Source organism: Clostridium sp. LS3, from assembly GCF_055330225.1.
The window spans coordinates 230,750-244,126 of record NZ_CM143921.1; the positions used below are offsets into that span (position 1 = coordinate 230,750).

A 13,377-nucleotide genomic window follows, 5' to 3' on the forward strand; every position below is an offset into this window, starting at 1 on the left:
GATAACCGTTGTAAAATATTTAGTTATTAAAGTTATACCCTAAAGAGTAAAAATTTAAATATAGTGCGCGTGCAAGATTTTCCTCAGACAAGCTTCGGAAATGCACATGCGCTAAAAAAGTCGACAGCTCCACAAGCTCGCCTTGGCAACTTTTTTAGTTAGACAACAATATAACGGAGCATTTGTCCTTAAATGATATATCATCAGAATATATTGTATTAGATTTATAAGATAAAATATTTTTTAAAGAGGATAAAAATTTATATGGACCATCCAAATAAAAATACTCAGATGAAGTTTTAAAACACATTGGAATTATGTACTTTGGTTTTAAAGTTAAAGCCAATTTAGCAGCAGAATATCCATCTAAACAAAAGTGGCCACCTATTGGAATAAATAAAAAATCTACTTCAGATAATTTATTTATTAATTCGTCGTCTAATTTATGTCCTAAAGAACCTAAGTGACAAATTTTAAAATTATCAATATTTAAATAATAAATTATGTTCTCACCACGTTTAAATCCATTCATATTATCTTTAAATGTTTTAAATCCTTCTAAGTTTATAAAACTATTAGAAAATGAACAGGAAGAATTTATTACTGTACAGTTCTTATCAATATACTTATTAATAATTTCATTAGTATGAGTATGACTAAATGTAATTATATCTGGTTTTAAATCATATTTTTCTATATAGGGATATATTTGCATTGGATCTAAAAGAATTCTTTTACCGAGAGAGTTCTTTATTAAAAAACTAGTATTGCCTATCCACTTAATTTCCATATTTCATCACCTCTAATATATAGTTTAAGTAAAATATGCGATATAATTCTCTTTTTTGATTTAATATATAAAATCATAAAATGGACATATTAAAATTTATAATATATAATAAAAGTCAAAGAAGGTCAATTTGAAAAATGGTTTAAGAAGGTGAAAATATGGCAAGAATTTCAGATACAATAGAGAATTTTATAAAAGATATGATAAGTGAAGAAAATAAAAGACAAGTCTTAATTCAAAGAAATGAATTAGCAGATAAATTTTCATGTGCACCATCACAAATTAATTATGTATTAACCACAAGATTTACTTACGAAAAGGGTTATATTATAGAAAGTAAAAGAGGCGGTGGAGGTTGCATAGTAATAAAGAAAGTAACATACGATAATAAAGATGAAAGATTAGCTTTAATTAATAATTCCATCGGTGAAACAATAACATATGGAAATGCCCTATCTATATTAGAACATTTAAAAGATACTAATAATATTACAGAAAAAGAATATGAAATAATAAAAATATCTTTAAATGATAGAACTTTATCATCTAGTGAATACAAAAACAAATTAAGGGCTGACATACTTAAGGGAATTATAACAGTTATATTATCGTAATATAAACTTAAAAACCAAAATTTATCTGATAGTTGTTAATATTAGCAATAGGGTATGGAGGTATATATGATTTTTGGGAAATTTACAGAGAGGGCACAATTAGTATTAGTAGAGGCTCAAAAAGAGTCACAATATTTCAAACATGGATATATAGGAACTGAGCATGTTCTTTTAGGGGTTTTAAGAGAAGGTGGATATGCAAAACAACTACTGTACAGCAATGGGGTTACAGTTGAGAAAGCAAGAAAAGTTATAGAAGACTATCTAGGTTTTGGAGATATAGATATATCTGTAGGAGAAATGCTACTAAATCCAAAAACAAAAAGGTTATTTGATGATAGTCTAATTAAAGCTAGGATATATGATCATAACTGTATAAACCCAGAACATATTTTACTAGCATTAATAGATGATACTGAAGGTGTAGCATATACTATATTTACAAATTTAAAACTAAATTTAAATCTAATAAAAAATGAAATAAGTAACTACTTATATGAAAAAAGGTTAGATAATATAAAAAATGATGATAAAGATAAGAAAAAAAATATAAAAACTCCTCTACTAAATCAATATGGTAGAAATCTTACTACTATGGCTACGGAAGGTAATTTAGATCCGGTTATAGGTAGAGAAGATGAAAACAAAAGAATATTAGAAATATTGTGTAGAAGAGTTAAAAATAATCCTTGTCTAATAGGTGAGCCGGGGGTAGGTAAAACAGCTGTTATAGAGGGGTTAGCTCAAAGAATAATAAGTGGTAATGTTCCAGAAATACTAAAAGATAAAATATTAATTTCTCTTGATTTGACTTCAATGATAGCAGGAGCAAAATATAGAGGAGAATTTGAAGACCGATTAAAAAGAGTAATGGATGAGATAAGAAACTCACAGAATATAATAATATTTATTGATGAAATTCATACTATCGTTGGTGCTGGAGGTGCGGAAGGTGCCATAGATGCGTCTAACATTTTAAAACCTGCTTTAGCAAGAGGTGAAATAAAATGTATAGGTGCAACAACAATAGATGAATATAGAAAATATATAGAAAAAGATTCAGCTTTAGAACGAAGATTTCAACCGGTTAATATAGAAGAACCATCAAAGGAAGAGACTTTAGAGATATTAAAGGGCCTTAGAGAAAGATATGAATCACATCATAGGGTGCAGATAGAAGATGAAGCTTTAGAGGCGGCAGTAGAATTATCAGATAGATATATAACAGATAGATTTATGCCAGATAAAGCAATAGATTTAATTGATGAAGCTTCTGCAAAAGTTAGAATAGAAAACCTAACTTCACCACCTGATGTTAAGGAAACACAAATAAAAATAGAAGAAGTTGCAAGAGAAAAGGAAGAATCAATAAAAAATCAGGATTTTGAAAAGGCAGCTTACTTAAGAGATAAAGAGAGAGAATTAAAAGACAAAGTAGATAACTTGAGAATTAACTGGAATAGTAATGAGAATGTTAAGTATATAGTTGACAGGGAAAAGATAGCAAAGGTAGTATCTGTTTGGTCTAAAATTCCATTAGAAAAACTTACAGAGCAAGAATCAGAAAAGCTACTAAGGTTAGAAGAGGCATTACATGAGAGAGTAATAGGACAAAAGGAAGCGGTAATGGCTGTTGCTAAAGCTGTAAGAAGAGCAAGGGTAGGATTAAAGGATCCTAACAGGCCAATAGGAACATTTATATTTTGTGGACCTACAGGAGTTGGAAAAACTGAATTGTCTAATGCATTGGCAGAAACAATGTTTGGAGACAAAAAAAATTTAATTAGAATAGATATGTCTGAATATATGGAGAAGCATTCAGTTTCAAGATTAATTGGAGCTCCACCAGGATATATAGGACATGATGATGGTGGTCAATTAACAGAGGCTGTTAGAAGAAATCCTTATTCAGTAATTTTACTAGATGAAATTGAAAAAGCTCATCAAGATGTATTTAATATATTACTACAAATAATGGAGGATGGAAGATTGACGGACAGTAAAGGAAAAGTAGTAAATTTCAAAAATACTATTGTAATAATGACATCTAATATAGGAGCTCATGATATTAAAAAGCAAAGTATAGTTGGATTTTCTACTTCGGCTACTTTAGAAGATAATGAATATGAAAAAATGAAAAAAAATATAATGGAAGAAATAAAAAGACAATTTAGACCAGAATTTATAAATAGAATTGATGATATTATAGTTTTCCATCAATTAAAAAATAGTGATATATTAAAAATAGTAAATTTAATGCTAAATAACACAATAGATAAATTAAAAGAAAGAAAAATAACAATAAATTTAAATAAAGAAAGTAAAGAGTTCTTAGTAAATAAAGGTGTAGATATAAATTATGGTGCTAGGCCTTTAAGAAGAATAATAACAAAAGAATTAGAAGATAAATTAAGTGAAGAGATGCTAAAAGGATGCATAAAGGGTGGAGACAATTTAGAAGTATATTGTAATGGAGAGGAACTTTATTTTAAGCATATATCATAGTATAGATGAGGGGATTTTTAAAATAAAGATCTTCTCTTCTTTTTATTTTTATTAATAATTTCTATAGAAAAAGCAATAATATTAAGAGAAATAAAGTTTAAAATAGTAATTAATAAAAATTATTATTTAAAAATAGTTGCATTTTAGGTTGTAGAAGCATATAATTAAATTAAAGAATATACCCCTGGGGGGTAGAAGGAGCGAGTTATGAGTAAGGAAATTAAACATAAAGAGTTAATTATAATAGGTGGTGGTCCAGCGGGTCTAACTGCTGCTATATACGCAACAAGAGCTAAGTTAGATATGCTTTTATTGGAAGATCAAATATTAGGGGGACAGGTTAGGAATAGTTATACAATAGAAAATTACCCTGGATTCAAAAAGGTTTCTGGTACTGAACTAGCTGATTTAATGCAACAACAAGCAGAAGAACTTGGAGCTGAAATTGATGAATTTGATATGGTTGAAAAAGTTGATTTCAGTGGAGAAGAAAAAATAATTGAAACAAATAGTTATATATATAAAACAAAAACAGTAATAATAGCAACTGGGGCTACTCCAAAGAAATTACCTATTCCAAATGAAGGAGAGTTCTCAGGAAAAGGAGTTCACTACTGTGCGGTATGTGATGGAGCAATGTACGAAGGAAAAATAGTCGGAGTTGTAGGTGGAGGAAACTCTGCTTTAGAAGAAGCTCTGTTTTTAACCAAATTTGCTACTAAAGTAGTTATGATAAGAAGACATGATTACTTTAATGGTGAAAAAGCAACAATTGAAGAAGTTATGAATCATCCTAAGATAGAAATTTTATTTAATGAAGATTTAGTTAATGTTGATGGAAATGATTTTGTAGAAAAAGCTATAATAAAAAATTCTAAAGATGGCTCTGAAAAAGAAATTCCTATGGATGCGGTATTTGGATTCATAGGAACAGAACCTAAAACAGATCATTTTAAAGAGTATATAAGTTTAACTCACAATGGATATATTAAGACTGATGAAGGAATGAGAACTAATGTTGAAGGAGTATATGCAGCTGGAGATGTTAGAGAAAAGGAATATAGACAAATAACAACTGCTGTTGCAGATGGAACTATAGCAGCATTACAAGCAGAAAAATATGTTGTAGAAAAGAAAAAATAATTAAGAAAGATTAAAGGAGAGATATTATGATAAAAATATATTCAACATCATGGTGCCCATCATGTATAAAAGCTAAAAGATTTTTTGAAATGAAAGGGTGGGAATATAACGAAATTAATGTAGCAGATAAGCATGAAGATAGAGAAGAAGTATTTAAAGTTTCAGGTCAAAGAACTGTACCTGTAATTAATATAGATGGTGAAATAATAGTTGGTTTTGATAAAAATAAGATAGAACTAGCTAAGAAGAAGTAGGTGATAGGATGTTTAGTTGTATAAAAGGTAAGGAAAGAACATTTAGAAATTTAGTAAATGGTGAGTGGACTACTAGCGAAAATGAAAAGTTCATAGATATATATTCACCAATAGGAAATTGCTTAGTTGGAAAGGTTCCAGTAATGACTACTGAAGAAGTTGATTTTGCTATTAAAAGTGCAAAAGAGGCACAAAAGAGTTGGAGAAACATTCCTGTAAGTAAAAGATCAGAAATACTTTATAAAGCAGCTGATATACTAATAGAAAGAGTAGAAGAATTATCAGATATAATGATGAGAGAAACAGGAAAAGATAGGAAGAGTGCTGAATCAGAAATATTAAGATCTGCAGATTATATAAAATTTACAGCAGATACAGCAAAGAACTTATCTGGGGAAAGTATTCCAGGAGATAGTTTCCCTGGTTTTAAAAGAAATAAAATATCTTTAGTAACAAGAGAACCACTAGGAGTAGTTTTAGCTATATCTCCATTTAACTATCCTATAAATTTAGCAGCATCAAAAATAGCACCAGCTTTAGTTGCAGGAAACTCAGTAGTTTTAAAACCAGCAACTCAAGGTAGCTTATGTGGATTATATCTAGCTAAAGTATTTGAGCAAGCCGGAGTACCAGCAGGAGTTTTAAATACTGTTACAGGAAGAGGGAGCGAAATAGGTGACTATATTGTTACACATCCTGGAATAGATTTTATAAACTTTACAGGTAGTACAGAAATAGGTACTAGAATATCAAGAATAACAACAATGGTTCCATTACTTATGGAGCTTGGTGGAAAAGATGCAGCTATAGTATTAAAGGATGCTGATTTAGATCTTGCAGCATCTAATATAGTTGCAGGAGCATATTCTTATTCAGGACAAAGATGTACAGCAGTGAAAAGAATACTAGTTGTAAATGAAGTTGCAGATAAACTAGTTGAAAAAGTTAAAGAAAGAGTTGAAAAGCTAAAAATAGGAAACCCATTAGAAGAAGATGTTGATATAGTTCCACTAATTGATAGTAAATCAGCAGATTTTGTTTGGGAACTTATAGATGATGCTAGGGAAAAGGGTGCTCATTTACTTGTTGGGGGAAAGAGAGAAGAAAATATGATTTATCCAACTCTTTTTGATAATGTAACAACAGATATGAGATTAGCTTGGGAAGAACCATTTGGACCAGTTTTACCTATAATAAGAGTTAAAGATAAGGATGAAGCTATTGAAATTGCTAATAAGTCAGAATATGGATTACAATCATCTGTATTTACAGAGAATATAAACGAAGCATTTTATGTAGCAGATAGATTAGAGGTTGGTACAGTACAAGTAAATAATAAAACTGAAAGAGGACCAGACCATTTCCCATTCTTAGGAGTTAAGGCTTCTGGAATTGGTACTCAAGGAATTAGATATTCAATAGAGTCTATGTCTAGACCAAAAGCAACAGTAATTAATTTAGTAAGATAAATTAAAATAGAGAAGTGAAATTTCACTTCTCTATTTTATTTAAAAGGAAGATAATAAAATATCTTCTTTTATGTTTAATATTAGATATTTAAAGCTGAATCTATAGCTTTTTTATCAAAGCCTACTATAATTGTTCCATTTATATCTAAAACAGGAACTCCCATTTGCTTTGATTTATTAATCATTTCATCTCTTGCAGTCATATCTTCTTGTACATTTAAATCTTCAAATTCAATATTAACTGATTTTAAATAATTTTTTGCTTTTACACACCATGGACAAGAATTTGTACTATAAACTTTAACCATTCGTTAAACACTCCTTTGCTATTATCAATAGATAATTAATATTATTTAATATAAATTTTACACCATTTTAATGATAAATACAATAACTAACATATATTTTATTAAAATAAAGAATATGGTATTATATCAATGGGAAAATATAAATTAAATCTACTTAATAATATTTTGATCTTCTAGGTTAGAATTTAGAATAATGTTGTCTAAAGAGACATCTATATAGTTAGATGATAACTCTTCTGATAAATTTTTCTTGGTAGTATCTCGAACTATGTTCCTAGATTGAACATTAGAAAAATAAGTTTTATTAATCATAGAATCAACTCCTTGATATTTATAAACTTATTTTTTGCAAAAAAATTATTTTTATAACAGTTTAAATAAATTATACAACTGGTCTAGACATCTATAACTATGTTTTGTATAATATTAATAGGAGGCTTAATAATGATAGATAAAAGTAGTCCGATTCCGGTTTATTATCAATTAAAGAATGATTTAATATCAAAAATATCTGAAGGTGTATGGAAACCTGGAGAATGTATAGCAAGTGAAAGAGAGTTATGTGAAATTTATGGTGTAAGTAGAATGACCATAAGACAAGCGATTGGAGAATTAGTTCAAGAAGGTGTTCTTTTAAGAATTAAAGGTAAAGGAACTTTTGTATGTGAACAAACCTTTAAGCAACAAGATATGATGAGTTTTACTGAAATAATAAAGCAAATAGGTAAAAATTTAAGATCTGAAGTTGTTGAATTTTGCAAAATAAATACTCCAGAGCATTTATCAGATATATTCTCTTTAGATGAACTATATAAAATAAAAAGAAAGCGTATAGTTGATGATGAGTGTGTTGCTTTAGAAACAGTATTTATACCTGTAGATTATTGTGGATACATGGATGAGGAAATGCTTAATGGGTCATTATTTAAAATACTAGAGGGCTTTGGATACATAGTTGATTATTCTAAGTCATCAATAGCGTCTGTAATAATGAATGATGAGTTAAAGAATACATTTGAGGTAGATAAACAAGTACCTATGTTAAAGATTATAAGCAAAACTTATGATCATAATAATAAAATGATTTTTTTAGAAGAAGCAATTTATAGATCAGATAAATTTATATTGCAAGTTAATATATCTAGGAGAGAGGGAAAAATACGATGAAAGTAATAATAACTAAAAATTATGAAGAATTAAGTAAGAGAGCTGCTGATGAAATGGCAGAGATAATAAAGAATAATTCTAAGGCTATATTAGGTTTAGCAACTGGTGGATCTCCAATAGGAATGTACAATGAATTGATAAGAATGAATAAAGAAGGAGAAATAGACTTTTCTCAAATCACTACTGTTAACTTAGATGAGTATATAGGATTATCAGGTGAACATTCTCAAAGTTACAGATATTTCATGAATGAGAATTTATTTAATCATATTAACATAGATAAAACTAAAACTTATGTTCCAAATGGATTAGCAGAAAATATAGAAGAGGAATGTAAAAGATATGATGCAAAAATAGCAGAATTAGGTGGAACTGATATTCAATTATTAGGAATAGGTAACAATGGACATATAGCATTTAATGAACCAGATGAAGTGTTAATATCTGGCACTCACTTAACAGGATTAACAGAAGATACAATAAAAGCTAATGCCAGATTCTTTAATTCAATAGATGAGGTTCCTACAAAAGCTTTAACAATGGGACTTGGTGGAATAATGAAATCAAGAAAGATAATAGTTATAGCAAGTGGGGAAGGAAAAGCAGAAGCTGTAAAAGAAATGGTAAGTGGAAAAATAAGCACTAATATGCCAGCATCAATGTTACAAATGCATAGAGATGTTGTAGTTATAATTGATGAGGCAGCAGCGAAATTATTATAAAATTAAATTTTAAAATAATAAGAATACAAAAGAATTGTAATACTATAAATTACAATTCTTTTTTTATAAAAATTGTTTTTTATAATATTGTTATGATATATTAATTATATAAAAATAAACAAGATTGGTAGGTAATATGTTATGGCTAAGATTAAATCCATGTTTGTTTGTCAAGAATGCGGATATGAATCTCCTAAATGGTTAGGAAAATGTCCAGATTGTAACAAATGGAATACCTTAGTAGAAGAAATAAAAGAAACTCAAAGAGAAGTTAAAAATAAAGTAAATAATATAAGAGTTTTAGATAATATGCCAAAGAGTATAGGACAAATTAAATCTGGAGAGAAACAACGATATAATACTGGCTTAAAAGAGTTAAATAGGGTTTTAGGTGGAGGTTTAGTGAGAGGATCATTAACATTAATATCAGGAGATCCTGGAATAGGTAAGTCAACATTATTACTACAAACAGCAAATTCAATATCAAGGACATATGGAAAAGTATTATATGTTTCTGGTGAAGAATCTGAAGAACAAATTAAAATAAGAGGAGATAGATTAGGAGCTAATGCAGAGCAACTATATATATTATCAGAAACTAATCTTGACTTAATAGAAGCATACATAAATGAGTTAAAGCCTGTTTTTGTAATAATAGATTCAATACAAACTGTTTATAAAGAGTCTGTTACATCAGCTCCAGGAAGTGTGTCTCAGGTAAAGGAATGCTCTAATGCTATAATGAGAATAGGCAAAAACCAAAATATACCATTGTTTATAGTTGCTCATGTAACTAAACAAGGAGAACTTGCTGGGCCAAGAGTACTAGAGCATATGGTAGATACGGTATTATATTTTGAAGGAGAACGTACAGAAGAGTTTAGAGTTCTTAGAACTATGAAAAATCGTTTTGGAACAACTAGCGAAATAGGTGTATTTGAAATGGCTGAAGAAGGATTAAAGGAAATATATGACCCTTCGAGAATATTCTTAGAAGATACTAACTTTAATCAAGAGGGATCAGCTGTTATAGGCATAATGGAAGGAACTAGACCAATTCTTGTTGAAATGCAAGCTCTAGTTAGTGAAACAAATATGCATATGGCTAGTAGAACCGCTGTTGGAATAGATAATCAAAGGTTAAGACTTATATTAGCAGTTTTAGAGAAAAAACTAAGAGTGCCATTTTATAAGTATGATGTATATGTAAATGTAGTTGGTGGTCTTAGTTTAGATGGAACAACAGGAGACTTAGGGCTTGCGTTAGCACTTTTATCAAGTGTAAAAAATACTGGATTTAAATTAGAAAGAATGGTCATAGTTGGAGAGGTTGGTCTTACTGGTGAGATAAGACCCGTTTCATCTTGCGATAGGCTAATTAAAGAAGCTGAGAAGATGGGCTTTAAGAATGCTATTATTCCAGAAAGAAATAAGGATAAAGTTAATAGTAATTCTATTAATATAATAGGAGTAAGCAATTTAAGAGAGGCTATTAGTAAGATATTCTAACAGAATAGGTGAGTGTATGAGAATAAAAGATGATGAAGAAATAAAAAATATTTTAAAACTTATGAGTCCAGGAACAGCATTAAGAGAAGGTTTAGAAAACATATTAAGAGCTAAGACTGGTGGCTTAGTAGTTATTGGTGATGGTGAAGACTCAATGAAGCTTGTTGATGGTGGATTTAATATTAATTCGGAATATTCACCAGCATATGTTTATGAATTAGCTAAGATGGATGGAGCTATAGTTTTAAGTGGGGATTTAAAAAGAATTATTTGTGCTAATGCTCAACTTGTACCAGATCATACACTTACTACATATGAAACTGGTACTAGGCATAGAACAGCTAATAGAGTAGCAAAGCAAACAGGCAATATAGTTGTTGCAATTTCTCAAAGAAGAAATATAATTACTGTTTATAAAGGCGATTTAAAATATGTATTACAAGAAAGCAGTGTTATATTAGCAAGAGCTAATCAAGCAATACAGACATTGGAAAAATATGTAAATGTATTAGAAAGAGTAATAAATAATCTGAATCTATTAGAGTTTCAGGATTTAACTACCATTTTTGATGTTGTAACAGCAATACAAAGAACCGAAATGGTAATGAGGGTTGTAGAAGAAATACAACGATATATAGTTGAACTTGGGAATGAAGGAAGACTTATTTCAATGCAACTTAGCGAGTTAATAAAGTTTATAGAGAGAGATGGAATTTTATTAATAAGAGATTACTGTAAAGAAGGAATGGACTTTAATGAAATATATAATGAAATTCAGAGAATGAGTTCTGAAGAATTAGTTGACTTAGATTTAATAGCTAAAATATTGGGGTACTCAGGGATGTCTTTAGTTGACTCTTTAATTTCACCAAAGGGATTTAGAATATTATTTAAAGTTCCAAGGATACCAGTTTCTGTAATTGAGAATTTGATAAAACATTTTAAAGAGCTTAAATATGTAATAGAGGCTGATACTGATGATTTAGATAAAGTTGATGGAATAGGTGAAGCTAGAGCAAAAGCAATAAGAAATGGATTAAGAAGAATAAAAGAACAAATATACTTAAAAAACGAAATTTAACAAAATTATGTATAAATTTAATGGAAATAGCCGATAATAGAAAAGCAGGTTAAAAAAACCTGCTTTGAGTTTATCTAAGTGTAAATTTACCTAGAATATTCATTTTATCCTCTTCTTTTAATAAGATATCATACAAGTTTAACTCTAAACAATTACATAAAGAAGTAAGATAAAAAAGATTATTTCCAATTTCACTTTCAATAATTTCAAGACAATTATTACAAAGTTTTCCTTCAATATGATTACTTAATGTATAGCTAAAATCATCTTCATTATTTTCGGAAGGAATATCTTGTTTTTGAGCAGAAATTTTAATACAACCACAATTAGTTACAGCTTTAGCTATGGCTCTGTTAACTCTAGCACTCGATTCACTATATTTAGTTATTATATCTAAAATACTTTTATGTCTTAGTAATGATTCGTTAACATCGTTTTGAAAATTATCAAAAATTATGTCCTTCATATGCTTCAACTCCTTAGAAAATTTATGGCTGTTTATAAAATATAGTTATTCTTATAAAATTTAAAATGATTTAGTGAATCAACTTTAATATAATGATATCTAATAAATATCTTATTTTATAGGGGGTATTTTAAATTAATAAGATTTTAATAATTATTCATTTTAGATAATACCTTTATATGGTATAATAATATAAACTTCTTAAGAAGGCACAAATGATATTAAAAATAAAACAAAAATAATAGGGAGGTGACATTATGTTAAAAAAGATTATAAGAGTTATATTTACTATAATAGGCTTCATAAGCGGATATATTATTAGTGGGTTAATACAAACTATTACTTTTTTAAGTAACGTATCTTTTTTATCTAAACCAATTGGAATTATATCATTACGTATTTTTTTAACTATATTATTTGGACTTATACTATACTTTGTTTCACCACGTATTTATGACTCTATCGTTAAAATTATAGAGTATATTGAAAAAAACATTCAAAGACTTACAGCGGCAGAACTTCTTTATGGTGGCTTAGGAGCTTTAATATCTTTAATATTAACGTCTCTTGTAGGACTACCATTAAATAGTATAAGCCTTTATGGGTTAGGACCAATACTGTTTGTATTATTAAATCTAATATTTGCAATAATATTTGCAAGTATATTTATTGAGAAGAAAGATGATATATCAAATCTTCTTGTAAATTTAAGAAAAAATAATATTAAAGAAAAAAAGTCAAAAGGAGCAGCCAAAGTTAATCCTAAGGTGTTAGATACATCTGTAATAATTGATGGTAGAATATTTGATATATGTCAAACAGGATTTGTTGAAGGTCCTTTAGTTATACCAAATTTTGTACTAGACGAACTTAGGCATATTTCAGATTCAGCAGATTCTCTTAAGAGAAATAGGGGAAGAAGAGGACTTGATATATTAAATAAGATACAAAAGGAACTAGAAATAGAGACACAAATTTGGGAGGGAGATTTTCCAGAAATACAAGAGGTTGATAGTAAGCTATTAAAACTTGCTCAAACTCTTAAGGGAAAAGTTGTAACCAATGATTTTAATTTAAATAAAGTTGCAGAATTTCAGGGTGTACCTGTTCTTAATATTAATGAATTAGCAAATGCAATAAAACCAGTTGTACTTCCAGGAGAAGAAATGAAGGTTATCGTTGTTAAAGATGGTAAGGAAGCAACACAAGGAATTGGGTACTTAGATGATGGGACAATGATCGTTGTAGAAGGTGGAAGAAAGTTCATGGGAGAACAAATAATTGTTCTAGTAACATCAGTATTACAAACAGCAGCAGGAAGAATGATATTTGCAAAACCAAAAGAATAG

General features: G+C 28.7%; 13 protein-coding genes. 10 read left to right on the forward strand and 3 right to left on the reverse strand.

What is annotated here, in order from left to right; all coding sequences use genetic code 11:
• Positions 1-154 precede the first annotated feature (154 nt).
• A complete protein-coding gene (locus tag ACZJV1_RS01120) occupies positions 155-790 on the reverse strand; it encodes an MBL fold metallo-hydrolase (RefSeq protein ID WP_460289416.1) in 636 nt (211 codons plus the stop codon).
• A 158-nt stretch (positions 791-948) separates the two neighbouring features.
• Here ACZJV1_RS01120 and ACZJV1_RS01125 point away from each other — a divergent pair, with 158 nt between their 5' ends.
• From ACZJV1_RS01125 to ACZJV1_RS01145, 5 genes are all read left to right on the forward strand, one after another.
• On the forward strand, positions 949-1,404 hold the full coding sequence (locus ACZJV1_RS01125) for a CtsR family transcriptional regulator (protein WP_411169499.1): 456 nt from the start codon (positions 949-951) through the stop codon (positions 1,402-1,404).
• A 66-nt stretch (positions 1,405-1,470) separates the two neighbouring features.
• Positions 1,471-3,909 carry an ATP-dependent Clp protease ATP-binding subunit gene (locus tag ACZJV1_RS01130; RefSeq protein WP_463651151.1) on the forward strand — a complete coding sequence of 813 codons (2,439 nt, stop codon included), beginning with the start codon at positions 1,471-1,473 and terminating at the stop codon, positions 3,907-3,909.
• A gap of 207 nt (positions 3,910-4,116) precedes the next feature.
• Positions 4,117-5,052: a thioredoxin-disulfide reductase gene (trxB, locus tag ACZJV1_RS01135; RefSeq protein WP_463651152.1), complete on the forward strand. Its 936-nt coding sequence runs from the start codon at positions 4,117-4,119 to the stop codon at positions 5,050-5,052.
• 26 nt (positions 5,053-5,078) lie between these two features.
• Positions 5,079-5,306 (forward strand): glutaredoxin family protein, encoded by a 228-nt coding sequence (locus tag ACZJV1_RS01140; protein ID WP_463651153.1) that lies wholly within the window; start codon positions 5,079-5,081, stop codon positions 5,304-5,306.
• A gap of 8 nt (positions 5,307-5,314) precedes the next feature.
• Positions 5,315-6,775: an NADP-dependent glyceraldehyde-3-phosphate dehydrogenase gene (locus ACZJV1_RS01145; protein WP_463651154.1), complete on the forward strand. Its 1,461-nt coding sequence runs from the start codon at positions 5,315-5,317 to the stop codon at positions 6,773-6,775.
• A gap of 80 nt (positions 6,776-6,855) precedes the next feature.
• Here the strand turns inward: ACZJV1_RS01145 and ACZJV1_RS01150 are convergent, their stop codons facing one another.
• Positions 6,856-7,083: a glutaredoxin family protein gene (locus ACZJV1_RS01150; protein WP_411169502.1), complete on the reverse strand. Its 228-nt coding sequence runs from the start codon at positions 7,081-7,083 to the stop codon at positions 6,856-6,858.
• A 444-nt stretch (positions 7,084-7,527) separates the two neighbouring features.
• On the opposite strand from ACZJV1_RS01150, the gene ACZJV1_RS01155 reads away from it, so the two are divergent.
• The 4 genes from ACZJV1_RS01155 (at position 7,528) to disA (ending at position 11,562) form a co-directional block, all read left to right on the forward strand.
• The gene (locus ACZJV1_RS01155; RefSeq protein WP_460289419.1) at positions 7,528-8,250 is read left to right on the forward strand and encodes a GntR family transcriptional regulator; all 723 of its coding nucleotides are present in this window, start codon (positions 7,528-7,530) and stop codon (positions 8,248-8,250) included.
• Positions 8,247-8,972 carry a glucosamine-6-phosphate deaminase gene (gene nagB, locus ACZJV1_RS01160; RefSeq protein ID WP_463651155.1) on the forward strand — a complete coding sequence of 242 codons (726 nt, stop codon included), beginning with the start codon at positions 8,247-8,249 and terminating at the stop codon, positions 8,970-8,972. The genes ACZJV1_RS01155 and nagB overlap by 4 nt, the downstream gene beginning before the upstream one ends.
• A 141-nt stretch (positions 8,973-9,113) precedes the next feature.
• Complete coding sequence (radA, locus tag ACZJV1_RS01165; protein WP_463651156.1) at positions 9,114-10,481, forward strand: DNA repair protein RadA; 1,368 nt, start codon at positions 9,114-9,116, stop codon at positions 10,479-10,481.
• Positions 10,482-10,497: 16 nt separating this feature from the next.
• Complete coding sequence (gene disA / locus ACZJV1_RS01170; protein ID WP_411169507.1) at positions 10,498-11,562, forward strand: DNA integrity scanning diadenylate cyclase DisA; 1,065 nt, start codon at positions 10,498-10,500, stop codon at positions 11,560-11,562.
• A 70-nt stretch (positions 11,563-11,632) separates the two neighbouring features.
• On the opposite strand, the gene ACZJV1_RS01175 is transcribed toward disA, so the two are convergent.
• Positions 11,633-12,028: a nucleoside triphosphate pyrophosphohydrolase family protein gene (locus ACZJV1_RS01175; RefSeq protein WP_411169508.1), complete on the reverse strand. Its 396-nt coding sequence runs from the start codon at positions 12,026-12,028 to the stop codon at positions 11,633-11,635.
• Between the two features lie 257 nt (positions 12,029-12,285).
• On the opposite strand from ACZJV1_RS01175, the gene ACZJV1_RS01180 reads away from it, so the two are divergent.
• Complete coding sequence (locus ACZJV1_RS01180) at positions 12,286-13,377, forward strand: PIN/TRAM domain-containing protein (protein ID WP_411169509.1); 1,092 nt, start codon at positions 12,286-12,288, stop codon at positions 13,375-13,377.